Origin of the sequence: Sphingobium sp. B7D2B (assembly GCF_025961895.1) — a bacterium.
Taxonomy (GTDB): domain Bacteria; phylum Pseudomonadota; class Alphaproteobacteria; order Sphingomonadales; family Sphingomonadaceae; genus Sphingobium.
Genome location: NZ_JAOQOM010000001.1, coordinates 1862197 through 1886543 on the forward strand (window position 1 = coordinate 1862197; position 24347 = coordinate 1886543).

22 protein-coding genes are annotated in these 24347 nt (G+C 66.4%); 14 read left to right on the top strand and 8 right to left on the bottom strand.

Translation table 11 applies throughout. The features are described from left to right. Positions 1 to 2 precede the first annotated feature (2 nt). The 4 genes from M2341_RS08485 to M2341_RS08500 form a co-directional block, all read right to left on the bottom strand. Positions 3 to 596, bottom strand: a complete 594-nt coding sequence (locus M2341_RS08485) for a GNAT family N-acetyltransferase (protein WP_264584929.1) — start codon at positions 594 to 596, stop codon at positions 3 to 5. Continuing rightward, a complete protein-coding gene (locus M2341_RS08490; protein ID WP_264584930.1) occupies positions 593 to 1021 on the bottom strand; it encodes a ketosteroid isomerase-related protein in 429 nt (142 codons plus the stop codon). Before M2341_RS08490 ends, M2341_RS08485 begins: the two co-directional genes overlap by 4 nt. Before the next feature lie 96 nt (positions 1022 to 1117). Then, complete coding sequence (locus M2341_RS08495; protein WP_264575917.1) at positions 1118 to 1339, bottom strand: hypothetical protein; 222 nt, start codon at positions 1337 to 1339, stop codon at positions 1118 to 1120. 141 nt (positions 1340 to 1480) lie between these two features. After that, positions 1481 to 1966 (bottom strand): RNA pyrophosphohydrolase, encoded by a 486-nt coding sequence (locus M2341_RS08500; protein ID WP_181559507.1) that lies wholly within the window; start codon positions 1964 to 1966, stop codon positions 1481 to 1483. Positions 1967 to 2124: 158 nt separating this feature from the next. On the opposite strand from M2341_RS08500, the gene M2341_RS08505 reads away from it, so the two are divergent. The 9 genes from M2341_RS08505 to trxA all read left to right on the top strand — a co-directional run bounded on the left by M2341_RS08505 (position 2125) and on the right by trxA (position 16495). Beyond that, positions 2125 to 3996, top strand: coding sequence for a 2-oxoacid:acceptor oxidoreductase subunit alpha (locus M2341_RS08505; protein ID WP_264584931.1), 1872 nt, complete (start codon positions 2125 to 2127; stop codon positions 3994 to 3996). After that, complete coding sequence (locus M2341_RS08510; protein WP_264570157.1) at positions 3993 to 5039, top strand: 2-oxoacid:ferredoxin oxidoreductase subunit beta; 1047 nt, start codon at positions 3993 to 3995, stop codon at positions 5037 to 5039. The genes M2341_RS08505 and M2341_RS08510 overlap by 4 nt, the downstream gene beginning before the upstream one ends. Positions 5040 to 5131: 92 nt before the next feature. After that, complete coding sequence (locus M2341_RS08515; protein WP_413715697.1) at positions 5132 to 7480, top strand: PAS-domain containing protein; 2349 nt, start codon at positions 5132 to 5134, stop codon at positions 7478 to 7480. A 4-nt stretch (positions 7481 to 7484) separates the two neighbouring features. Then, the gene (tsaE, locus tag M2341_RS08520; RefSeq protein WP_264584933.1) at positions 7485 to 7943 is read left to right on the top strand and encodes a tRNA (adenosine(37)-N6)-threonylcarbamoyltransferase complex ATPase subunit type 1 TsaE; all 459 of its coding nucleotides are present in this window, start codon (positions 7485 to 7487) and stop codon (positions 7941 to 7943) included. Then, positions 7940 to 8932: an aminoglycoside phosphotransferase family protein gene (locus M2341_RS08525; protein ID WP_264586011.1), complete on the top strand. Its 993-nt coding sequence runs from the start codon at positions 7940 to 7942 to the stop codon at positions 8930 to 8932. The genes tsaE and M2341_RS08525 overlap by 4 nt, the downstream gene beginning before the upstream one ends. After that, the gene (locus tag M2341_RS08530) at positions 8929 to 9654 is read left to right on the top strand and encodes a nucleotidyltransferase family protein (RefSeq protein WP_181559511.1); all 726 of its coding nucleotides are present in this window, start codon (positions 8929 to 8931) and stop codon (positions 9652 to 9654) included. The genes M2341_RS08525 and M2341_RS08530 overlap by 4 nt, the downstream gene beginning before the upstream one ends. Continuing rightward, the gene (gene addB / locus M2341_RS08535; RefSeq protein ID WP_264584934.1) at positions 9647 to 12676 is read left to right on the top strand and encodes a double-strand break repair protein AddB; all 3030 of its coding nucleotides are present in this window, start codon (positions 9647 to 9649) and stop codon (positions 12674 to 12676) included. The genes M2341_RS08530 and addB overlap by 8 nt, the downstream gene beginning before the upstream one ends. Then, the gene (addA, locus tag M2341_RS08540) at positions 12669 to 16145 is read left to right on the top strand and encodes a double-strand break repair helicase AddA (RefSeq protein WP_264584935.1); all 3477 of its coding nucleotides are present in this window, start codon (positions 12669 to 12671) and stop codon (positions 16143 to 16145) included. The genes addB and addA overlap by 8 nt, the downstream gene beginning before the upstream one ends. Before the next feature lie 29 nt (positions 16146 to 16174). Beyond that, positions 16175 to 16495 (top strand): thioredoxin, encoded by a 321-nt coding sequence (trxA, locus tag M2341_RS08545; protein WP_181559514.1) that lies wholly within the window; start codon positions 16175 to 16177, stop codon positions 16493 to 16495. Positions 16496 to 16599: 104 nt separating this feature from the next. On the opposite strand, the gene M2341_RS08550 is transcribed toward trxA, so the two are convergent. Together M2341_RS08550 and argJ are read right to left on the bottom strand one after the other, a co-directional pair. Continuing rightward, entirely contained in the window at positions 16600 to 17397 is a 798-nt protein-coding gene (locus tag M2341_RS08550) for an inositol monophosphatase family protein (protein ID WP_264584936.1), read from the bottom strand. A 5-nt stretch (positions 17398 to 17402) separates the two neighbouring features. Then, positions 17403 to 18626, bottom strand: a complete 1224-nt coding sequence (gene argJ, locus M2341_RS08555) for a bifunctional glutamate N-acetyltransferase/amino-acid acetyltransferase ArgJ (RefSeq protein ID WP_264584937.1) — start codon at positions 18624 to 18626, stop codon at positions 17403 to 17405. Between the two features lie 124 nt (positions 18627 to 18750). Between argJ and M2341_RS08560 the strand changes: the two genes are divergently transcribed. Continuing rightward, positions 18751 to 19062 (top strand): hypothetical protein, encoded by a 312-nt coding sequence (locus tag M2341_RS08560; protein ID WP_264570165.1) that lies wholly within the window; start codon positions 18751 to 18753, stop codon positions 19060 to 19062. A gap of 34 nt (positions 19063 to 19096) precedes the next feature. After that, the gene (locus tag M2341_RS08565; RefSeq protein WP_264570166.1) at positions 19097 to 19279 is read left to right on the top strand and encodes an energy transducer TonB; all 183 of its coding nucleotides are present in this window, start codon (positions 19097 to 19099) and stop codon (positions 19277 to 19279) included. An 87-nt stretch (positions 19280 to 19366) separates the two neighbouring features. Here the strand turns inward: M2341_RS08565 and M2341_RS08570 are convergent, their stop codons facing one another. Continuing rightward, entirely contained in the window at positions 19367 to 19834 is a 468-nt protein-coding gene (locus tag M2341_RS08570; protein ID WP_181559518.1) for an Hsp20 family protein, read from the bottom strand. A gap of 589 nt (positions 19835 to 20423) precedes the next feature. On the opposite strand from M2341_RS08570, the gene M2341_RS08575 reads away from it, so the two are divergent. The 3 genes from M2341_RS08575 to M2341_RS08585 are packed head-to-tail and all read left to right on the top strand — an operon-like array spanning position 20424 to position 23057. After that, positions 20424 to 21674 carry a lipoprotein-releasing ABC transporter permease subunit gene (locus tag M2341_RS08575; protein ID WP_264570167.1) on the top strand — a complete coding sequence of 417 codons (1251 nt, stop codon included), beginning with the start codon at positions 20424 to 20426 and terminating at the stop codon, positions 21672 to 21674. Continuing rightward, positions 21667 to 22338 (top strand): ABC transporter ATP-binding protein, encoded by a 672-nt coding sequence (locus M2341_RS08580; RefSeq protein ID WP_264570168.1) that lies wholly within the window; start codon positions 21667 to 21669, stop codon positions 22336 to 22338. Before M2341_RS08575 ends, M2341_RS08580 begins: the two co-directional genes overlap by 8 nt. A 53-nt stretch (positions 22339 to 22391) precedes the next feature. Beyond that, entirely contained in the window at positions 22392 to 23057 is a 666-nt protein-coding gene (locus M2341_RS08585; protein ID WP_264584938.1) for an SDR family oxidoreductase, read from the top strand. A gap of 71 nt (positions 23058 to 23128) precedes the next feature. Here the strand turns inward: M2341_RS08585 and M2341_RS08590 are convergent, their stop codons facing one another. Continuing rightward, complete coding sequence (locus tag M2341_RS08590; RefSeq protein ID WP_264584939.1) at positions 23129 to 24292, bottom strand: Yip1 family protein; 1164 nt, start codon at positions 24290 to 24292, stop codon at positions 23129 to 23131. Positions 24293 to 24347: the final 55 nt, after the last annotated feature.

A 24347-nucleotide genomic window follows, 5' to 3' on the forward strand; every position in this document is an offset into this window, starting at 1 on the left:
CGCTACAGGTTGCGGGACCAGAACTGCATCGGGTGGCTGGTCTCGTCCGTCTGGTCGATGTCTTTCCAGCGATATTCCGCTATCACGCCCTCCAGCGGCTGATAGCCCCGCTTGCGCCAAAATGGGCCAAGGTCGCGGGCCTCAGCGGGGCGGAGCGGATGATCGGCAGGGCGAATGACGCCGCAAAAGCAGGTCGCCATCGCGCCAGCCTCGCGTGCGGCCGCTTCGCGCGCATCGAAAAAGGCGTGGCCGAGCCCATGCCCACGATAGGCACCGAGCAGCACGGACTCGCCGAAGTAGAAGAGCCGATCCACCTCGATGCCCTGGGCGCGGAATGGCGCCTGCAGCGGTTCGTCCTGCCCGCTCAGGGGCGAGGCGGTGGCGGCGCCGATGATGGCGCTGCCATCCCGTGCGATGACCAACGCCGCATCGGCGCCGTCGAGAAACGCGCTCAGATAGCGCTGCTCGTAATCGACCGAGCCGTCATAGAGATAGGGCCATTCGCGAAAGACGGTGATGCGCAGGCGGGCGAGATCGTCGATGGCGGCATGGCGTGCCTCGCGGTCCCGTAGCGTCTCGACGGTCAGGTTGCTCACGCTGGCGCGTCTTCCCGGCTGACCTGCGCGATCCAGTCGGCAAGATTGTAGTACACCGTGACACGGCGGATCAGCTCGTCCCGCACCTCGAAGAAGGCCGCGGCCGGCAGCACATAGTTTTGGCCATGCGCGGGAGGCAGGCCGTCCTCGCCGACGAGATACTCACCATGGACGACGAACTCCGCCGCGGCGCGACTGCCATCCTCATTCACCATCAGCGCGATGTCGGCGAGGCGCTCGCGATAGGCGCGGTCCATCCGGCCCAGAAAGGCGCGGAAGGCGTCCTTACCGGATTCCCGTTCGCCCTGATTGATATCATGCACCACATCGTCGGCGAGGCAGGCCAGCATGGTCTCGGCATCGCCGGCATTGAAGGCGTCATAATAGCGCGCGAGGAGGGCGCGAGTCTGGCTTGCTGAGGTCATCGCAGGTCTTTCGTGATCCATGGGAGGCGGATCGCAAACCTATTCACGGTTCAACAATCGAGCGCAAGACATGGGCGAACTGGGTGCGCCTTGGCGTCAGTGGCAATAAGTCTGCTTGAGGGTCACGCCATCGATCATCAGGCCTCCCACGATCATCACCGCGCCGCAACAGCTGGCGTAGAGCAGATAGCCCGGAAAGCCGGGGTAAACCTCAAGATAATGGGCGCCGCGTGCGGTCGCGCCCATGGCGACGCCGAAGATCGCGAGATAGGCCTCGAACTTGGTGCGGATGGTGAAGAGGCGGGCGATCTTGCGCATCTCTGGTCCTGTGCATCGCGAGTCCGAAGGGCGAGATGCAAAGGTAAGGATTGCGTTAACCATGCGCAATCGCAGGCGGCGGGCGCGTGCTGCAGTTGTTTCAGGATGGGACGGTGCGGGCGTGCCTGCCGGTCCCGATTTTTAGAGCAGGTGCGCAAATTCCTGCACGACGGCGCGATAGACCGGGCGCTTGAACGGCACGATCAGATCCACCAGCCGGTCGGACGTGACCCACTGCCACGCCATGAACTCCTGATGCTCGGTGGCAATGTCGATATCGCTATCCTCGCCCTTGAAGCGCAGCAGGAACCAGCGTTGAGTCTGGCCGCGATATTTGCCGCCCCACAGCCGGCCCATCAGCTCTTCGGGCAGATCGTAAAGATGCTCTTCGGTCGAGCGGGCGATGATGTCGACGAGATCGGCCGCAATGCCGGTTTCCTCGCCCAGTTCGCGCAGCAGCGCCTGCTCGGCGGTCTCGCCCTTGTCGATGCCGCCCTGCGGCATCTGCCAGGCATCGCCCTCCTTGGAATCGAGTCGCTGGCCCACGAACACCTCGCCCTGACGGTTCGCCAGCATGATGCCGACGCAGGGGCGGTAGGGGAGAGAGGCGGGGTCGATCTTGGTCATGACGAGGTCGCGATTTCATCCGTTAAAAGAAGTTCACGGCCGCGATGGCAAGCCGGAGAGAAAAAGGCAATGCTCTGTCGCGCGCAGCTTTTCTACTTTGCTCGGCTGGGCTCGACGGACTAGGGGCGATGCAACCACTGCATTACTAGAGTCTGAGCATGGCATCTGCCGCACCCACATCGACCATAACTCACAGCAGCGAAGAGGCTGCGCCCGAAGCCGTTGTCGTCCGTTTTGCCGGAGACAGTGGCGATGGCATGCAGCTCACCGGCGGGCAGTTTACCCTGTCCACCGCGCTGGCAGGCAATGACCTTGCGACCTTCCCCGATTTTCCGGCGGAAATCCGGGCGCCGCAGGGCACGCTGTTCGGCGTGTCGGCGTTCCAGATCAACTTCGGCTCGTCCGAGATCACGACGGCCGGCGATGCGCCCGATATCTTGATCGCGATGAACCCGGCCGCGCTCAAGACCAATGTGGTGGATTTGAAGCCGGGCGGCCTCATCATCGCAGACACCGGCGAGTTCAACGAGCGCAATCTTGCCAAGGCGAAATATGAGAGCAATCCCCTGGAGGATGGCTCGCTGGCGCGCTGGCAGGTGCTGGCGTTCGATATCTCCGCGCTGACCCTGGAAAGCGTGAAGCCCTTCGGCCTTGGCAACAAGGAAGCGCTGCGCTCCAAGAACATGTGGACGCTCGGCTTGGCGCTGTGGATGTTCGATCGCAGCCGCCAGCCGATCATCGACTGGCTAAAGGCCAAGTTCGCAAAGGCGCCGGAGATCGCCGATGCCAACATCGCCGCGCTCAATGCCGGCCATGCCTATGGCGAGACCGCCGAGCTGGCCGCGCCGCTCAAGCAGCTCCATGTCGCCCCGGCGCCGGCCCCAGAGGGGCTGTATCGCACGGTGACGGGCGCCGAGGCGATCTCGCTCGGTCTCGTCGCGGGTGCGCAGCTGGCCAGCCTGCCGATGTTCTTCGGCGGTTACCCCATCACCCCGGCCAGCTCGATCCTGCATCATCTCTCGCGCCTCAAGGAATATGGCGTAACGACGTTCCAGGCCGAGGACGAGATCGCCGCCATCGCCAGCGCGATTGGCGCGAGCTATGCCGGGTCGCTGGGCGTCACCAGCTCGTCCGGCCCCGGCATTGCGCTCAAGGGCGAGGCGATGGGCCTTGCGATCATGACCGAGCTGCCGCTGGTGATCGTGAACTCGCAGCGCGGCGGTCCCTCGACCGGCCTGCCGACCAAGACCGAACAGTCCGACCTCTATCAGGCCGTCTATGGCCGCAACGGCGATGCGCCGATGCCGGTCATTGCCGCCCGCTCGCCCGCCGATGCGTTTGATTGCGCCATCGAGGCCTGCCGGATCGCCATCGAATATATGACGCCGGTGATGCTGCTGACCGATGGCTATATCGCCAACGCCGCCGAGCCTTGGAAAGTGCCGGATATGAGCGGCTACACGCCGTTTGCCGTCAAGTTCCTGGATGCCGTGCCGGAAGGCGGGCTCAAGCCTTATGCCCGCAATGAGAAGCTGGCGCGGCCGTGGATCAAGCCGGGCACGCCCGATCTCATGCACCGCATCGGCGGCATCGAGAAGGAAGTGAACACCGGCCACATCAATTATGCGCCGGCCAATCACCAGGCGATGACCGAACTGCGCCGCGACAAGGTGCTGGGCATCGCCAAGGACGTGCGGCAGGAGGTGTCGCTGGGCGAGGAGAGCGGCAAGCTCGTCGTCGTCGGCTGGGGCTCGACCTACGGCCCGATCCATCAGGCGGTCCGGCGCGCCCGGCGCAAGGGGCTGGATGTATCGCACATCCACATCCGCCATATCTGGCCGCTGCCGGAAAATCTGGGTGAGCTGCTCGCCGGCTACGAGAAGATTCTCGTGCCGGAGATGAACACCGGTCAGCTCAAGACCGTGCTGCGCGACCAGTATCTGCTGGATGCCCGCCCGCTCAACAAGATCTCGGGCCAGCCCTTCCGCATCGCGGAAATCGAGGCGGCCATCGAGGGGATGCTCGCATGAACGACATGACCACATTGACCAAGCCGCGCGTCGAGACCAGCCTCAAGGACTGGGAGACCGATCAGGAGGTGCGCTGGTGCCCGGGTTGCGGTGACTACGCCATCCTCAAGGCCGTGCAGCGCACATTGCCGCAGTTGGGCGCGGACCCCAAGAACACCGTGTTCGTTTCGGGCATCGGCTGCTCCTCACGCTTTCCTTATTATGTCGAGAGCTACGGCTTCCACACCATCCACGGCCGCGCGCCGGCGGTGGCGACGGGCGTGAAGCTGGCCAATCCGGAACTGGACGTGTGGATCGTCACCGGCGACGGCGACGGCCTTTCCATCGGCGGCAACCACACGATGCACATCCTGCGTCGCAACCTCGATTGCCAGATCCTGCTGTTCAACAACGAGATCTACGGCCTCACCAAGGGGCAATATTCGCCGACGAGCCGGGAGGGGACCAAGAGCCCGTCCACGCCGTTCGGTTCGGTCGACCATCCGGCCCGGCCCTGCGCCTTCGCGCTCGGCTCGGGCGCCCGCTTCATCGCGCGGGCCTATGACGTGTCCAAGCAGCTGCCGGACGTGCTCAAGGCCGCCTATGAGCACAAGGGCGCGGCGTTCGTGGAAATTTTCCAGAACTGCATCGTCTACAACAAGGATGTGTTCGCCGACTTCACCGAGAAGAAGAATGCCGATGTCGGCCAGCTCTGGGTGGAGCATGGCAAGCCGCTGCTCTTCGATAAGGGCGCTAAGGGCATCGCGCTCGACCGCGAGGCGCTGACGCTCAAGGTCGTGGACGTGGTCGATGGCGACTGGCAGGCAGCCGGCGTGATCGTCCATGACGTCACCAACCGCGCCGTTGCGCACATGCTGGTGGAAATGCCCTTCGGCCTGTTCCCGATGGCGCTGGGCGTGCTCTACGATGCCCCCAAGGCGAGCTTCGAGCAGGCCGTGGTGGAGCAAAATGCCCTGCTGGCCAAGGGCAAGACGCCAGACCTGCAGAAGCTGGTGAGCCAGGGCCAGACCTGGACGGTGACGAAGGACGGCCCGGCGCTCTGAGGGCGCCGGTTCCGTTTCTTATCCGGCCAACGCCAAAGAAGGCGCAAGCCGACCTTGTCTCAGGGTGGATTGGCCCGTAATCCACTCCCGTGATTGCCAATGTCCCGTTCTTTCCGCTGATCGTGGGTACCGTGCTGGCCGTGTGGCTGGTGCTGGCGGTTTGGGCGCTGTTCACCGGCCTCTCGATGCGGCGCAAGGCGGCGCTGGCGCGCACGCACGCCGCGCAACTGGTCGATCTGCTGAATTCCGCGCCCGCGGTACCCTTGCTCATCCGCCCCGATGGCAAGCTGGATGCGCCGGACAGGCTCGCCGCATGGCTCGGCCGTGAGGCCGCGCCCACCGATCTCGATGCGCTGCTGGATGCTGATGGCGGCCTGGAGCCGGATCATGCCCGCGCGCTCGCTGCGGAGATTTCAGCGGCGCAGCAGGGCGGCCGACCCTTCACGCTGCCGGTGCGGGTCAACGGGTCGGACCGGATGCTGCTGGTGCGCGGCGGCCCTGTCGGCACGCGGCTCGGCAAGGCCGGCACGGTCGTACTCTGGGTCTTCGACGCGACCGACAGTTTCGCGCAGATCCAGGAGCTGCGCGGGCAGGTCGGGCAGTATCGCCAGGCCCTCGATGCGCTCTCGGGTGTGATCGAGGCGGCGCCCATGCCGGTCTGGCATCGCGGCGCCGATCATCAGATCAGCCTGGTCAACAGCGCCTATGTGAAGGCGGTGGACGGAAAGTCCGCGCAGGATGTGATTGAGCAAGGCATTGAGCTTGTCGAAGCAGTCGATGGCATTTCTCCGCGCGCATCCGCCGCCAATGCCGCCGCGCGCAAGGCTCCGACCGCTCGGATGCTGCCGGTCACCATCGATGGCAAGCGCCGGTTGATGAAGGTCGTCGATGTCCCGCTCGGCCGCTCCGGCGTTGCAGGTTACGCCATCGACATGCAGGAGCTGGAGGAGGTGCGGGCAGAACTGCGCCACCTCTCGCAGGCGAACCGGGACATGCTGGACAGACTGTCGGCCGGCGTCGTCCAGTTCGGCGCCAATCAACTGCTGCAGTTCTGCAATCAGCCCTTCCTCAGCCTGTTCGGCCTCACCCCCGAGACAGCGGCGTTCGATACCCATTTCGACCGGGTGCTGGATGCCATGCGGGACAGCGGGCAGGTGCCCGACACGCCGGATTTCCGTGCATGGCGGCAGGAGCGCCGCAACTGGTTCCTCTCGCCCTCCGCGCATGAGGAGCAGTGGCGCCTGCGTGATGGCGTGCATCTGCGCGTCTACGCCCAGCCGCTGCCCGATGGCGGCCTGCTGGTCATCTTCGAGGACCGTACTGAGCATGTCCAGCTGGCCTCGGCGCGCGATACCCTGCTGCGGGTGCGCACGGCCACGCTCGACAATCTGTTCGAGGCGATTGCCGTGTTCGCCTCCGACGGTCGTCTGCATCTGTGGAACAGCCGCTTCACCAAGATCTGGTCGGTGCCCGATACGACCATGGCGGCGCATCCGCGCGTTGATGAACTCATGTCGGCGCTGGCGGATCGCCTCGCGCGCCCCGAACAGGCAGGCCTTGTCCACCAACTCATCCGCGCGGCGACGATGGAGCGCCGCCAGCGGGGCGGGCGCATCGCCTTTGCCGACGGGCGCTTCTTCGAGTTCGCGGCCATCCCGCTGCCGGACGGCAACGCGCTGTTCACCATGCTCGACACCACCGATAGCCGCCACATCGAACAGGCCCTGCGGGATCGTAACGAGGCGCTGGAGGATGCCGACCGGGTGAAGACCGCGTTCGTCTCCAACATGAGCTACGAGTTGCGCACGCCGCTCACCTCCATCGTTGGCTTCGCCGAGATGATGGAAGCCGGCTATGCGGGCGAATTGAGCGCCCAGTCGCGCGATTATGTGAATGCCATCATGACGGCGACGACGCGGCTGACGCGGCTGATCGATAATGTGCTGGACCTGACGCAGGGCGCAGCGGGCGGCCTGCCCATCGAGAGGCGCGACATCGATGTGGCCGCGATGGTGCGGCAGGTGGTCGAGGGCCTGAGCGACAAGGCAGACTCGCGCGATGTGACGGTGGACATGTCGTTCGAGGAGGAGCCGGGCACCGTGTCGGGCGACGAGCGCCGGTTGCGGCAGGCTCTCGCCCATGTGGTGGACAATGGCGTGAGTTTCGTGAGCCGGGGCGGGCGCGTGCTTGTGCATGTGCAGCCCGCGCCGGACGTGGTGCGCATCATCGTGTCCGATGACGGCCCGGGCATCGATGCCAAGACACAGGCGCATCTGTTCGATGTTTTCGTGCGGTTCGGGCGCCATGGCGATGGTGCCAATCAGGGGTTGGGATTGCCGTTGGTGCGCCAGTTCGTGGAAGCGCATGGCGGCAGTGTCGACCTCGTCTCCGAGCCGGGGCAGGGGACCAGCGTCACGCTCACTCTGCCGCGTGGAGAATGACGGCGTGTCCGATCAGGCCCTTGTCTTTTCCTCAGCAGACGCGCTTACCGATTTCGGTTCGGCCCTTGGTGCGAAGCTGCGGCCCGGCGATGTGATCACGCTCACCGGCGGGCTGGGCGCCGGCAAAACGACGCTCGCGCGCGGCCTGCTCAGGGGCCTTGGGCATGAAGGCGATGTGCCAAGCCCGACCTTCGCCATCCTGCAGGGCTATGAGCCGCCCGAGACCCGTCTGCCGGTCGGCCATGTCGATCTCTATCGTATCGAGGACACGGGCGATCTCGGCGAACTCGGGCTGGACGAATGGCTCGAAGATGGCGCGCTGGCGATCGAATGGCCCGACCGTCTGGCCGGGCGCTACGATGCCATTGCCCTTGCCCTGCAGATCGACATTTTGGCGGATGGCACGCGCCGCTTGACAGCGAGGGTGCCGCGCGTTTGGGAGAGCCGATGGCCAGTCATATGATCCCGCCGCCAAGCGCGCGCCCGTTTCTCGATCAAGCCGGATGGGCAGGGGCCGAGATCCTGCCGCTTGCCGGTGACGCCTCGTTCCGGCGCTATTTCCGCGTGGTCGAGGGTGACCGCCGCGCCATTTTGATGGATGCCCCGCCGCCGCACGAAGATCCGCGCCCGTTCATCAGCGTGGGCGAGTGGCTGTGCGAAAGCGGATTCGCGGCGCCCGCCATATTGGCGCGGGATCTGACGCAGGGCCTCGTTCTGCTCGAGGATTTCGGCGATGCGCGGGTGCGCGAGCATCTGGATGCCGCGCCGGCCGAGGAAATGGCGATCTACACCCGCGCCGTGGACCTTCTTGTCGATCTTCATGAGCAGCCGGCCCAGAGTGGCCTCGCGCCTTATGACCGCGCCGTCTACCAGCGCGAGGCAGCGCTGTTGACCGAATGGTTCGCTCCGGCGGCAGGGCTTGCGGTCGATGCGTCGGGATACACTACAGCGTGGGACAAGGTGCTCCCCATTGCCGAGCAGGATGTCGCGCCAGTGGTGACGGTGCTGCGCGATTATCATGCCGAGAACATCATGCTGCTGCCGGACCATGCTCGCTCGCACGGGCTCGGTCTGCTGGACTTTCAGGACGCGCTGGCCGGCCACCCGGCCTATGACCTCGTCTCGCTCCTGCAGGATGCACGGCGCGATGTGAGCCCCGCTGTGGAGCAGGCGATGCTGGCGCATTATCAGACGCGCGCGAAAGCTTCGCCGGATTTCGAGGCGGCTTATGCGGTGCTGGGTGCCCAGCGCAATGCCAAGATCATCGGCATTTTTACGCGGCTGTGGAAGCGCGACGGCAAGCCGCGCTATCTCGATTTCCTGCCGCGCATGTGGGGGCTGCTGGAGCGCGATCTTGCCCATCCTGCGCTCGCGCCGGTGGCCGACTGGTTCGCGGAGAATGTGCCCGCCTCGGCGCGGGGCCAGCTGGATGCGGGGCAATCGGCGCAATGAGCACCACGCTTGAGACGGCGATGCTGATGGCCGCCGGCCTCGGCAAGCGGATGCGTCCGCTCACGGCCACAAGGCCCAAGCCACTGATCCGCGTCGCCGGCCAGCCGCTCATGGATCATGCGCTGGACCGTATCGAGGATGCGGGCATTCGCCGCACGGTGGTGAACGTGCATTATCTCGCCGCGCCCATCGAAGCGCATCTGGAGTCGCGCGCCCGGCGGACAGGCGCCAGCTATCCTGTCTCGGACGAGCGCGCCCGGCTGCTGGAGACCGGCGGCGGTCTGGTTAAGGCGCTGCCGCTGCTTGGCGACAAGCCGTTTCTCTGCGCGAACAGCGACAATCTGTGGATCAACGGGCCGTTCGACTCCATCCGTGCGCTGGCGGACCGCTGGGACGATGACGCGATGGACGCGCTGCTGCTGCTCATCCCGCACGCCCGCGCCACCGGTCATCGTGGCCTTGGCGATTTCCACATGGAGGCCAATGGTCGCCTGAGCCGGCGCAAGCCCGGCCGCGTGGCGCCGTTCGTCTTCACCGGCGTGCAAATCCTCTCGCCGCGCCTGGTGCGCGATCCGCCGGGCGAGGTCTTCTCGACCAATATTTTCTGGGACCGTGCGATCGAACAGGGCCGCGCCTTTGGCCTCAGCCATGGCGGCCAATGGTTCGATGTCGGCACCCCGCAGGCGATTCCGCTGGTCGAGGCTGGATTGGCCGATGGCTGAGCGCCGCGCGCCGGCCCTCTTTACCATCCCCGCTCACCGGGCATTTTCGGATGCGCTCGCCGCCGGGTTGCTCGCCCAGCATGGCCGGCGCGATGGCGGGCTGGCGCTGGCACGCGGGATCATATTGCTGCCGAACAATCGCGCGGTGCGGGCGGTGCGCGATGCGTTCGTGCGCGCCTCCGGCAACGGGTTGCTGCTGCCGAGGCTCGTGCCCATCGGCGATATCGATCTCGATGAAGCGCTGGGCAGCGCGCTCAGCCCGATCGGGGCGGAAGCGGATATCCCGCAAGCCATCGCGCCGGCCGAGCGGCTGATGATCCTCACGCGGCTGGTGATCGACCAGCGCGCGCGGCGGGGCGAGCGGCTTGAGACGGGCGAGGGCTGGCGACTGGCGACGGCGCTGGCGGCCGCTTTCGATCAGCTCACCGTCGAGCGCAAGGCGCTGGCCGATCTCAAGGCGTTGCAGCCCGATGACCTCTCGCACCACTGGCAAGCCGCGTTCAGCGATTTCGATGCATTGGCGGCCCAGTGGCAGCAGGAACTGGCCGCGCGCGGGCTGATCGACATGGCCGAGCGGCGCAATCGCCTGCTCGATCATGTTGCGGCCCGCTGGCGCGAGATGCCGCCGGAGCGCTTCGTGGTTGCCGCGGGTATCGTCACCAATGCGCCAGCCGTGGCGGGACTGCTCAAGACGGTCGCCGGCCTGCCGCGTGGTGCGGTGGTGCTGCCCGATCTCGACCAGAATCTCTCGGATGAGCAATGGGATGCGATCGGCCCCGTCGCGCGCCCTGAGCCGGGGCGCGATCTGCCGCCGCCCGCCAATGAGTCGCACCCGCAATTTGCGCTCAAGCTGCTGCTGGAGCGGATGGATGCCCACCGCGCCGAGGTGGCGCTCTGGCGCTGGGGGAGCGAGCATGATGCCCGCGCCGCGCGCGGCAAGGCGATCAGCAACGCGCTGCTCCCGGCTTTGCTGACCGGCGGCTGGCCGGATGTGCCGACGGCGCAGCGCTCGCTCAAGGATGTCCGCGCCATCGAGGCGGCGAACCCGGCGGAGGAGGCGCAGGCCATCGCCATCGCCCTGCGCGAGGCGGTGGAGACGGAAGGGCGCACGGCCGCGCTCGTGACGCCGGATCGTGCGCTCGCGACGCGCGTGTCCGCGCATCTGCGCCGCTGGGGAATCGAGGCGGATGACAGCGCCGGCCGCCCTCTCTCCCAGCTTCCGCCCGGCACGCTGCTGCTGGCGCTCGTGCAGGCCGGGGCGGAACAGTTCGCGCCGGTGCCACTACTCGCCCTGCTCAAGCATCCGCTGGTGATGGCTGGTGACGAGCGGCTGGCATGGCTCGAATCCGTGCGCCGCCTCGATCTGGTGCTGCGCGGCCCCCGGCCCGCGGCTGGATTGGCCGGCGTCACCGCCTTGCTCTCGGAGAAGGGCAGCCGGCAGCAGGTGATGAGGGAATCGCTGCGTCCCTGGTGGGCGCAGGTTGTGGCACTGCTGACGCCTCTGGAGGCCGCCTTTTCTGGAGAGCAGAGCCTGCCCGCCTTGTTCGCCGCCGTCCGCGAGGCGGCCTCGGCCCTGACGGAGGAGCGCGTCTGGGCCGGTCATCAGGGCCATGCCGCCGCGCAATGCCTGGGCGATGCGGAAGCCGCAGCACCGCAAGGGCCGGCGCGCGCGGATGGCGCCGGCTTCGTGGGGATGCTCGCGCAGATCCTCGGCGGGCAGGCCGTGCGCCCCCCGCAGGGCGGTCACCCGCGCCTGCAGATCCTGGGCTTGCTGGAAGCGCGGCTGCAGCAGGCCGATCTGATGATCCTCGCCGGCCTCAATGAAGGCGTCTGGCCCGGCCTGCCATCGCCTGACCCATGGCTCGCCCCGCGCATCCGCCGCGCGCTTGGCCTGCCGGGGCTGGATTATCGCATCGGCCTCTCCGCCCATGATTTCGCCAATGGGCTAGGCGCGCCGCAGGTGATCCTCTCCCGTGCCCGGCGGGATGCCTCTGCGCCAACCGTCGCCTCGCGCTTCTGGCTGCGGCTCAAGGCCATGACCGGCGCGCGCTGGGTGGAGGATGACAGGCTGATCGCGCTGGCACGGGCCATCGACCGGCCCGATGCTCCTGCGCCGGCCTATCGCGCACCGGCGCCTCGCCCACGCGCCGACCTGCGCCCGCGCGAGATCGCCGTCACCGATGTTGATCGCTTGCGGGCCGATCCCTATGCCTTCTACGCCGCGCGCATTCTGCGTCTGGCGCCGCTGGACGTTGTGGATGCCGACCCCGGCCCGGCCTGGCGCGGCACCCGCGCGCATGATGTCCTCCAGCGCTGGATGGAAGAAGGCGGGCACGATCCCGCGCGGCTCTCCGCGCTGGCGCAAGAGATGATCGCGCAGGCGCAAGCCCATCCGCTGCTCAAGACGCTCTGGCAGCCGCGTTTACTGGCCGCGCTGGACTGGGTGGCGAGCGCGGTGCGCGATCAGGCCGGGCAGGGGCGCGAGGTGCTGTTCGGCGAGAAATGGGGCCGCATCGAGCGGGCAGGCGTGACCCTGCGCGGCAAGCCGGACCGGATCGACCGGTTTGCGGACGGCACGCTGGCCATTGTCGATTACAAGAGCGGCGCGACCGCCTCGGTCAAGCAGGTCAAGGCCGGCTTCTCGCTCCAGCTCGGTTTGCTCGGGCTGATCGCGCAAGCAGGCGGGTTTGCGAAGGAAGCGGGTCTTGCCGCCGGATCGGATGTGAGCGCCTTTGAATATTGGAAGCTCGGCAAGGGCACGGATGGCAATTTCGGCTTCAAGCGTCCGTTGACCGACCCCAAGGGCAGCTACAAGCGGATCGTGACGGCAGATTTCCTCGCAATGGTCGCCGGTTTCTTCGATGATGCCGCGACGCGCTGGCTGACCGGGGACGAGCCGTTCGCCGCACGCCCGCACAGCGATGCGCCGGTGTTCACCGACTTTGACCAGCTCATGCGGCTGGATGAGTGGTTCGCGCGGGATCGACGGGCCGAGGGGCTGCCGGAGGTGAACCATGGCTGAGGCGGGCGAACTCAACCGGCTGACGCACGAGCAGGCCAGCGCCTCGGACCCCGCTGCCCATCGCTGGGTGCGCGCCTCCGCCGGCACCGGCAAGACCGCCGTGCTGTCGGCCCGCGTGCTGCGGCTGCTGCTGAGCGGCGTCGCGCCCGAGCGCATCTTGTGCCTCACTTTCACCAAGGCGGGTGCGGCGGAAATGGCCGAGCGCGTCCACAGCCGGCTTGCCCGCTGGGTGCAGGGGCAGTCCGTGGACGTGGCGCGCGATCTGGTGGCGCTGGGCGAAGATCCGGGGCCGGAGGCAATTGCCCGCGCCCGCCTGCTGTTCGCGCGCGTGCTGGATGCGACCGGCGGCGGGCTGCGCATCCAGACCATCCACAGCTTCTGTCAGGCGCTGCTGGCTGCCTTCCCGCTGGAGGCCGGACTGGTCCCCGGGTTCCGCCCGCTCGACGAGCGCGGTCAGGGCGAGCTGGCCCGGCGGGCGTTGATCGCGATGATCGAGGAGGCGGGCCAAGCGCAGGACGATCCGGTGCTGGCGGCGCTGGAGATGCTGGCCCTGCGGCTGGGCGAGGAAGGCACGCAGGCCTATCTCGCGCGCTGCGTGCCCGCGGCGCAACTGCTGGGGATGTTGCCGGGAGATCTGGCGGGCTTCCTCCTTGCCTTCCTCGACCTGCCGGATGGCGATATCGATGCGCATCTGGCGGATCGCTGCGCCGAGGGCGTGTTTCCGGTGGCCGCGTTGCAGGCCGTCGCGCGGGCCAATGGTGCATGGGGTGCCAAATCCGGCCTCGCCTGCGCCGATATGATCGCCGCGTGGCTGAGCGGCTCCGAGGTCCAGCGCGCCGACGGACTGGCGGACCTGCTCGGCGTGTTGCTCACGAAGGAAGGCGAGGTCAAGAACCGCGCCAACAAGACCCTGCTGGAAGCCGAGCCGGATTATGTCGATCTCGCCAGCGCGTGCGGCGCGGCGATCAAGGCCTTGCTCGATCTGCGCAAGCAAGCCGCCTTCGCGCGCACGGCGGCGCAGGGACTGACGGCAGGCCGTGCTTATGCCCGCGCTTATGCCAAGGCCAAGCGGCAGGCCGGGGCGGTCGATTTCGATGATCTGATCGGCCGCGCAAGTGCGCTGCTCACCCAGCCCGGCATGGCGGACTGGATCCGCTACAAGCTCGATCAGCAGGTCGACCACATCCTCGTGGACGAGGCGCAGGACACCAACGACGCGCAGTGGGACATCGTCTGGTCCATCGTCGAAGAGTTCCTTGAGGTCGAGCCCGACGAGCTGGCGCGACTGCGCACCCTGTTCGTGGTGGGGGACACCAAGCAGGCGATCTTCGGCTTTCAGGGCACCAGTCCCGAGGCCTTTTCCAGCGCCCTGCAGCGTTTCCGCGAGGCAACCGAGCGCGTCGGCCACCCGTTCGCTGAATTGCCGCTGGCCCGCAGCTTCCGGTCCATGCCGGCGGTGCTCGATGTCGTCGATGCAGTGCTGGACGCGGTCGGGCATGACCGTCTCGGACTGGAAGCGCCCTCCGCGCCGCATCAGGCCGCCCGCCAGCACCCCGGCGAGGTGTTGCTGCTCCCGCCGACCTCATTGCTGCCAAGCGAGAGCGATGAGGACGGCGAGGCTGACGAGACTGCTGGCGACGGAGAGGAAGACTGGCTGGCCGACCATCAGCGCCGCCATGCCGAGAAGATCGCGCGGCTGGTCAAGGGCATGATCGGCACGCCGCTGGCCACGCAAGGTCGCCCGGCGCGCGCCGGCGATGTGCTGATCCTGCTCCGCAGCCGCAGCGCGCTCTCCCGCCTCATCGTCGCGCGGCTGTATGAGGCGGGGGTGCCGGTCGCTGGGGTGGATCGGTTGCGGCTCCAGGCCCCGCTCGCCGTGCGCGATCTGCTGGCGGCCCTGCGCTTTGCGGTGCAGCCCGAGGACGATCTCAACCTCGCCAATCTGCTGGTCTCGCCGCTCATCAGCTGGACGCAGGATGAATTGCTGGCGCGCGCGGTCCCGCGCGAGAGCTCGCTGTGGAGCCACCTGCGCGCGACGTTGGCGCCGGAGCTTCAGGCCCCGCTGCGCACACTGCTGGGGCAGGCCGATTTCACGACGCCCTATCGCTATCTCGAGGCCATTCTCTCCGGCGCCATGGACGGTCGGCGCAAGCTGATCGCCCGGCTCGGCGAGGAGGCGCGCGATGCCATTGACGAGCTGCTCAATGCCGCTCTGGGCTTCGAGGCCGACGATCATCCCTCGCTGCAGCGGTTCATCGACTGGTTCGACCGTGGCGATGCCGACATCAAGCGCGAACTGGGCGAGGGCGGAGACATGGTACGGGTGATGACCGTGCATGGCGCCAAGGGGCTGGAGGCGCCCATCGTCATTCTCGCCGATGCTGCCTTCGATCCCAGCCAGCGTCCGCGCGCCGATGCCGTGAGCTTGCCAGTCAACGCGACCGCGCGCTTGCCGCTCATCCGCCCCGCCAAGGGTGAGGCTGCGCCTGCGATCGAGCAAGCCATGCAATCCGCCGAGCGGCTCGACATGGAGGAGCATTGGCGCTTGCTTTATGTGGGCCTCACGCGCGTGGAAGAGCGGCTGATCGTGACCGGATCGCTCGGCAGCCGCGCCAGGGGCGAGCCGCCCAGGGAAAGCTGGTATCAGGCTGTCGATCTGGCGATGCGAACGCTCGGGGCTGTCGAGGCGGAGGTGTCCGACTGGGGCAAATCCCTGCGTTGGTCCGGCCCGGCGGGTCTCGCCCCGGCCAAGCCGAAGAAGGCGCGTGAGGCAGATGCCAGCACCGCAGAACCCGCGCTGCCCGCCTGGCTGCGCTCGCCGGCGCCGCAGGAAGCACGGCCGCCGCGTCCGCTGTCTCCCTCCGCGCTGGTCGAGGATGACGTGCCCAATCCGCCGCCGGATGCCGGCATGCGTGCCGCCGCAGAGCGGGGCCGGCTGCTCCACGCGCTGTTCGAGCGTCTGCCGGACCTGCCGGCCGCCGAGTGCTCTGCCGCCGCCATGCGCTGGCTGGAGCGGGCCGGCGTGGCCGATGCCGGGATGCGCACCGACCTGCTTGCGCATGTCCGCGCCGTACTCGACGACCCCGAGCATGCCGCGCTGTTCGGCCCGGATGCGCTGGCAGAAGCGCCCATCGCGGCCGTCGTAGCCGGGCAGGTGATCGCGGGAACGGTGGACCGGTTGCTGGTGACGGATGATCTCGTTCATATCGTTGATTTCAAGACCGGACGGCATGTCCCTGGCAATGCAGCGGATTTGCCCGCAACCCATGTCCGCCAGATGGCGGCCTATGCGGCTGCGCTGGCCGAGATTTTCCCGGGTCTTCCGCAACGGGTCAGCCTGCTCTACACGGCCGCGCCCCGGCTCATCGATCTGCCGCCAGCCCTGCTTGCCGTGCACAAGCCCGGCTTGCTGGCACAGGAGCACAAGTTGGGCAGCACCGACCTTGAGGCCGACGCTTCGGCAACCTAGATAGACGTTCGACAGAAGGAGTTTCGACGATGGCTACCAAGGCAATTTCCGACGCCAGCTTCCATGAGGACGTGATTGCGTCCGACAAGCCCGTTCTGGTCGATTTCTGGGCGGAATGGTGCGGCCCGTGCAAGATGATCGGACCCGCGCTGGAAGAAATCAGCGAGGAATTGGGTGAGAAGGTGACCATCGCCAAGCTCAATATCGACGATCATCCCGACGCGCCGACTCGCTATGGCGTGCGCGGTATCCCCACGATGATCCTGTTCAAGAATGGCGCGCCGGCCGCGACCAAGGTCGGTGCCGCCCCCAAGAGTGCGCTCAAGGGCTGGATCGAAGGCGAGCTTTAAGGCAATCGGCCACCACTGGCATTGAGCCGAAGAAAAGGGCGCCAAATGGCGCCCTTTTTGTTATTAGTTATCGTTACAAAACAGCCCGTTATGTCGGTTATTGATTAACCGTACAGAACCGCCACCGCACGATCCCACAGGGCAGGGGACGCCGCCGCGAGTAGGCCGCGCCCCGGATCTGCCGCCAGCCGATAGGGCGAGCCATCCGGGCGCGCGACACGACCGCCCGCCTCGTTGACGAAGAGCGCGCCGGGGGCATGATCCCATGGCAAGGTGCGCTCGAATGCCGCGAGATCATGCACGCCCAGCACGATGCGGGGATATTGCTCCCCGGCACAGCGCGGAATGTCGGCAATGGCGAACTGGCCTTCGACGCGGTCGATCATCGCCTGCCGGTCTGCGGGGTTCAGGAACAGCACGGACAGTCCGGCAACCGGGATATCCGCGCCGCTCGTCCGGGCCTCGACCCGTTCGCCATCGATCCACGCCCCCTGTCCGAGCGACGCCTCGCACAGCCGCCCGGTGAGCGGATCGAGGATCCAGCCCGCCTGGATCACGCCGGCATCGGCCAGCGCGACCATGATGGCAAAGGGCGGCTTTCCGGAAGCGAAATTCGCTGTGCCATCAATGGGATCGATCACCCAGTTGAGACCCGTTTCGAGCTTGCCAGTAAGGCCGGGGTCGGTCGCGCAGGCTTCCTCGCCGACAAGGCCCGCCTCTGGCAGGATGCGGCTCAGCCCTTCATTGAGGCGCAACTCGGCTTCGCGGTCGGCAATGGTCACCAGCTCGCCGACCGTCTTTTCCTCCACCTCATGATTGGCGAGGTTCTGGTAGCGCGGCAGGACGACATCGCGCGCGACATCACGCAGGAGCGCGCTCACGGCGCTGCTGAGGCTGTTCATGAGGCTTAGCTCCGGTAATCGGCGTTGATCGAGATGTAGCCATGGGTGAGATCGCAGGTCCACACGGTCGCGCGGCCTGTGCCCAGCCCCAGATCGACACCAATGCGGACATCCTGCCCCTTGAGATGCGCCGCCACCGGGGCTTCGTCATAACTGTCCACGGCAAGCCCATCCTGCGCCACCCATTTGTCGGCAAAGCGGATGGCCAGCTTGTCGCGATCCGCCGGCTCGCCGGCCTTGCCGACCGCCATGACTACGCGGCCCCAATTGGCGTCTTCTCCGGCGATTGCCGTCTTCACCAGCGGGGAATTGGCGATGGAGAGTCCGATGCGCCGGGCGCTCTCGTCGCTGACGGCGCCGGTCACCTCGACCTCGATGAACTTTTGCGCCCCTTCGCCATCACGCACCACGAGCTGGGCGAGCTGGGTGCAAATGTCGTTGAGCGCTGCCTGAAACGCGTCGGCGCCGGCATCGTCCATGCTCGTGAGGGGGGCGTTGCCGGCCTTGCCGGTCGCGAAGAGCAGCACGGTGTCGCTGGTGGAGGTGTCGCCATCCACGGTGATGCACGAGAAGCTGCGCCGGTTGGCGGCGCTCAGCATTTGCTGGAGCAAATCGGGCGCGATGGCAGCATCGGTGAAGATATAGCCCAGCATCGTCGCCATATCAGGCGCGATCATGCCCGAGCCCTTGATGATGCCGGAGAGGCGGACGGTCTTGTCGCCGATGACGGCGCTGGTTGTGGCGCCCTTAGCGAAGGTGTCCGTGGTGCCGATGGTCTCGGCGGCCTGCTCCCAAGTGCAGGGCGTAGCGGCCAATGCCGCCTCGACGCCGGCGCGGGCCTTGTCGCGGGGCAGCGGCACGCCGATCACCCCGGTCGAGCTCACAAACACGTCGCTGGCGGTGCAACCCAGATGCGCGGCCACCTGATCGCGAATTTGGTCCACGGCTTCGCGCCCCCGAAAGCCGGTGAAGGCATTGCTGTTCCCGGCATTGACGATCAATGCGCGCGCCTTGCCCTGCGCGGCGCTTTCGCGGCCAAGCTCGACCTCGGTCGAGCAGCAGACATTCCGGGTGAAGACGCCGGCCACAGCGGTGCCTTCCGCCAGTTCCACATAAGTGAGGTCGCAGCGATCCCACTGCTTGTACCGGGCACGGGCGACGCGCGGCGTCACACCGGCAATATCCGGGAGGGCGGGGAAGGGGCGAGCGAGAGGCGATCGATCAGTCATGCCGCGCGATTAGCGCAAGATGCGGCAGGGGCCAATGCTTCTGGTGCGGCGATCGATATGGCCAGGGTGACCGGTTGCGCCTTGGCGGGTTGCTCGGGCATGATGCGGGAACGGAGATGGGGGCATGAACCGCAAATCACAGGATTTTATATTGGCGCTCGTCGGTGTGGCTGGGCTCGGGACCTTGCTGCTATGGGCTGGGAAGGCCGTGCAGGCCGACGTTGATTATGCAGGGCATTTTGAGCGCGCGAGGGCGGCATTCGGTGCCGTTGTGGAAGCTGTGGTCCTCGGCGTACCCGAAACCATCGAGGACGACTATGCGCATGTCGAGGTTCCGCCGCCTTATGATCCGGCAAAAGATGCCCTGAAAGCGCCAGCAACGCGGGCCAGGCTGCAGGGAGCCGTGCCAGCCGTCGACTATCCTCGCCCGGCGTAACGGCTGGGAAGGCGCGACTATCATCCATTTCACCGTGGATGAGACCGGCCAGCCTTTCGATTGCAGACTGGTGGAAAGCAGCGGCCATGATGTGCTGGACAAGGCCTCATGCGTGATGATCACGACGCGTGCGCGGTACACGCCGGCGCGCGATGCGCTGGGTCAGCCAGTGATAAGCGGCTTTAACCAGCGTATTCGCTGGCAGCTCGAGGAATGATGCGGCGCGAAGGTCCGCCATAAAAAAAAGCGCCCGGGTTTCCCCGGGCGCTCATCTCTCCGACTGGTGAGAGAGGGTTGAAACGGATCAGGCGGCGTTCTTGTCGCTTGAGAGGTCGATGACCTCGCCCTTGCCGTTAATGGCGATCTTGCGCGGCTTCATCGCGTCCGGCACCTCGCGGACCAGCTCTACGATGAGCAGGCCGTCGGCGAGGTCGGCGCGCTCGACGCGCACGAAGTCGGCCAGCTCGAACCGGCGCTCGAAGCTGCGGTTCGCGATGCCGAGGTGAAGATAATTGGCGCGCTCGCTCTCCGCGACCTCAGCCTTGCGGCCAGTGATCTGGAGCAGGTTCTGCTGCGCCGTGATGTCGATTTCCTCCGCCTTGAAACCGGCGACGGCGACCGTCACGCGATAGCGATCCTCATCGAGGCGCTCGATGTTATAGGGCGGATAATTGTCCGTCTGCTGCAGGCGCGCGCTGTTCTCGATAAGGTCGAACAGGCGATCGAAGCCGACAGTGGAGCGGCGATAGGGAGTCAAATCAAAGCCACGCATAATCAAATCCTCCATTGGAGCGTGTTTGAACTGCGATGCCAGGCCCGAAGTCGGCGCCCGGTGCATCAGCCGATCCCCATCATGGGCGACCGGACAGGGCAGAGATATGCGCGCGCCATGCCCTTTCAAGAGGGGCAGGTGTGGCGAGTGATCATGATTTTTGCACAGCCAAGCGGTGCCGCGCGCGCTGACATCATCCGGCAACAATCGGGTGCTAGGCGTGCGGGGAAGATCGCCACAAAGACTAAGCGCCCAGATCGTTGCCGATCCGGGCGCCCGTGGACGATTAATCGTCTCCCCCTTTGGCGTCGCTTCCGCTCACCTGTCCGGCCCCCTCAAGCGAGTCAGGCGGGACGCGACATCCCTGAACCACGGCCTGCTATGATTGCCTGTGTTTCGCCGCTGACGCTAGGATGGCGCACGGCGGCTGTCATCAGGCAAGTTGCGACGCTACGAAATTGTTAAGCACCCTGTGCCATATCCGCAACAGGCGCGCCATGTCCCCGGTTGGGCCGCAGGGCCTTGCCACTCCCTCCCCCGCACCATAGAGGTGCGCAGACTGTCCCCCCGCGAGGCTTCTGCCCCTGCCATGATCCTCAATCGTTACGAACGCATGATCGCCCGGCGCTACCTGCTGCCTGGCAAGGGCGAGGGATTCATCTTCCTCGTCGCCTCCATCAGCCTCGTCGCGGTGATGCTGGGCGTGGGCGCGCTGATCGTGGTGATGAGCGTGATGAACGGCTTTCGTGCCGAACTGTTCGACAAGATCGTGGGTTTGAACGGCCATGCGGTGGTGCAGGGCTATGGCGGGCGGCTGGACAATTGGGAGGAGATCGCGCGGCAGTCGCGAGCCACCCCGGGCGTTACCAGTGCAACGCCGCTGATCGAGCAGCCGCTGCTGGCGACGTTTAACGGCCGGGTGGAAGCGGCCCTGATTCGCGGCATGACGGAAGCCGATATTCACGACAATGCGTCGCTCTCCGGCAAGGTGCTGGCAGGCTCGCTCAAGGATGTGCGGGCCGGCAGTGGCAAGGTCGCGATCGGCTCCCGCCTGGCTGAGGCGCTTGGCGTGGGCGTTGGCCAGTCGATCAGCGTCATCAATCCGGCCGGGCGCTCGACGCCCTTCGGCACGGTGCCGCGCCAGCTCCCCTATGAGATCGGCGCTGTCTTCGAGATCGGCATCTACGATTATGACAAGGCGTTCGTGATCATGCCGATGCAGGATGCCCAGACGCTGCTGCTGATGGGCGACAAAGTCGGCATGGTCGAGCTGCAGACGGAAGACCCCGACCGCGTCGGCGAGATCCTGGCGCCGCTGACCAAGCAGGTGGCGACGCAAGGCCAGGTGATCGACTGGCGACAGATGAATGCCAGCCTGTTCGAGGCACTGCAGGTGGACCGCGTGGTCTCCTTCGTCATCCTCTCGCTGATCATTCTGGTCGCGGTGTTCAACATTCTCTCCTCCCTGATCATGCTGGTCCGCGCCAAGACACGCGACATCGCGATCCTGCGCACAATGGGCGCCACGCGCGCCAGCCTGTTGCGGATTTTCGTGACGGTGGGCGTGACCATCGGCACGCTCGGCACCGGCGCAGGCCTTGTCCTCGGCTCGGTGATCCTGTTCTTCCGCCAGGGCATTGTCGATGGCGTGCAGATGCTCACCGGCCAGCAACTCTGGGATCCGTCGATCCGCTTCCTGACCTCGCTGCCGTCCAAGCCCGATCCAGTCGAGATTGGCGCGATCTGCATCATGGCGGTGGGCTTCAGCTTCCTCGCCACGCTTTATCCGGCCTTCAAGGCTGCCAATACCGACCCCGTACAGGTGCTGCGCTATGAGTGAGGTGCTCTCCGTTCACAGCCTGTCGCGCAGCTTCACGCAGGGCGGCGCCAAAATCGACGTGCTGCGCGGCGTGGACCTGAACGTGCAGGCCGGCGAGATCGTGGCGCTGCTCGGCCCGTCCGGCTCCGGCAAGTCGACCATGTTGCAGGCGATCGGCCTGCTGGAGGGCGGCTTTGGCGGCTCGATCCGCCTCTGCGGCGTCGAAGTTGCAAGCGAAGGTAATGATGGCCGCACGACGCTGCGGCGCGAGAAGCTCGGCTTCGTCTACCAGTTCCATCATCTGCTGCCCGATTTCAGCGCGGTCGAGAATGTCATCCTGCCGCAGCTGATCCTGGGGAAGAGCAAGGTTGAGGCGCTGGCGCGGGCGGAAAGCCTGCTCACCAGCCTCGGTCTCGGCCACCGGCTCGAGCACAAGCCGAGCCAGCTTTCCGGCGGCGAGCAGCAGCGCGTCGCGGTGGCGCGCGCGCTTGCCAATCGCCCGGCGCTGGTGCTGGCCGATGAGCCGACCGGCAATCTGGATGAGCGCACGGCCGATGTGGTGCTGGACGAATTCATCCGGCTCGTTCGCGAGCAGGGCTCAGCCGCGCTCATCGCAACGCATAATGAGCGGCTGGCGGCGCGGATGGACCGGATCGTTCGGCTGCATGACGGGTTTCTCGATTAGCGATTTGTGCCGGCGCGCCATGGTGGCCGGCGGCACGCGACAGGAGACGACTCATGGCAACCATCGTGATCGCCGGCGCCAATCGGGGCATCGGCCTGGAACTGGCGCGGCAATATGCGCAGGACGGGCATGATGTGATCCGCGCCATGCGCGGCGAAGACCGGGCCGATCCCATCTTCGGTACCACCATGGCGCTGGATGTGGCGGATGCGCAATCGGTCAGCAAGTTCGCGGCGGCGCTCGATGGCAGGCCGGTCGACCTGCTGCTTGCCAATGCCGGGGTAATCGGCCCCGAGCGTCAGAGCAGCACGGACATGGACTTTGATGGCTTCCTGCACACGCTCGATGTTAACGTGCTCGGCCCGTTGCGGGTGATCCAGGCACTGCTGCCCAATTTGCGCAAGGCGGCTCATCCGCGCGTGGCGGTGACCTCCAGCCGCATGGGGTCGATGGCCGCGCCGCAGTCGGGCCATCTCGCTTATCGCGCCTCCAAGGCGGCGGTGAACAAGGTCGTGCAGTGCCTCGCCGCCGATCTCGCGGGCGATGGGATTGCAGTGGCCTCTCTTCACCCCGGCTGGGTGCGCACTGACATGGGTGGTCCCGGCGCGGACATCGACGTGGAGACCAGCGCGGCGGGTCTGCGGCGGGTGCTCGATGGCCTGAGCATGGAGAATAGCGGCCGCTTCTGGGCCTATGATGGCGAAGTGCTGGACTGGTAAATCGCCGCCGCTTCCAGCCCCGCGCCTGATCCGCTCAGGCGCGGGCTATTTTTGAACGGATCGGCGCTCTATTAGCGCCCTAGGCCATTCAGCTTGGCCATGTCGATGGCGGCAACGGCCGCCTTCAGTTCGTCGATGCTGCCCGCGTCGCCCTCTGCCTCGACCATGAAGCGCTTGTCGACCGTGGTTGCGAACGATCCATTGCCGGCGCCACGGTCCCACCGCTCGATGACCATATTGTCGTCCACCGTCGTGGTGCGCTCGTAGCTGTCGCCATCCTCACGGTTGGATTCAACGCCCATGGCGCTCGCCATGCCGGCAATCGCGCCCATCGCCGCCATATCGGAGACCTTGAGGGTGAAGCGCTTGCCACCTGCCTCATAGCTTGCCTCGGCCTGGCTGGTGGGGCCGGCCTTGATGCTGCTGATCGCCGTGCGCTGATAGGCGCCGATGCTGGCGGGCAGGAGCGCCTGCAATTGCGCCGGAGCGACGGCTTCACGGGTCTGCGCGGCTTCCATGTCGCGCGCTGCCTGCTCGATCTTGCCGGTATCGATGTTGCCGACTCCGGGCAGGGTAATCGTATCGCCATCTTCGGTCGTCACCGTGCCGCCGCCCAGGCTTCCCGAGGGCGAGAAGCCGAAGGTGCGGCCGATAGTCGAAGTAATCGCGGCAATGCCGATATAAATGACCAGAATGCACAGCACCGAGACGATTGTGTAGGTGAGCGCCTTCTCGGGCGGCACCTTCATCAGCGGCGCGGCGCCGACATAGAAGAGATAGAAGGAATAGAGGCCGAGAATTCCAAGGAAGCCGAGCGACGGCACGATGCTGAAGATGCCGGCCAGCCAACTCGCTGTCATCGAATAGGCAACCAGCTTGAAGGCGTTTCGGGAACTGCCGACGCCGCCGAATTTGGGCGCGAGCTTGTTGGCGATGAAGCTGATGAGGAACAGGCTGACCAGCGCCAGAATGAAGCTCGTCACCGCCATGGAGAGGCCGCCCATCAGCGACGGGCGATAGCTGAAGCCGAACGCGCCGAAGCCGAAGAGCTGGCCGCCGACGAAGGCCGCGATCGGGCTGATCGCCGCCAGTGGCAGGGCGTAGTTGGTGAAGATGTCACCGCTCGGCGTCGTCTCCGCCGCAATCACCGGCCATTCCGCCTTGGGCTTGAGAATGATCGCCTTCGCGCGTTCCATGAGCGATGGCGCCGTGCCACCCGTCGGTTCGATGTCCATAATCCCGTCCCCTGTTTCTGCGACTCATTGAACCATCTTGGGTCCGGGGCGCAAG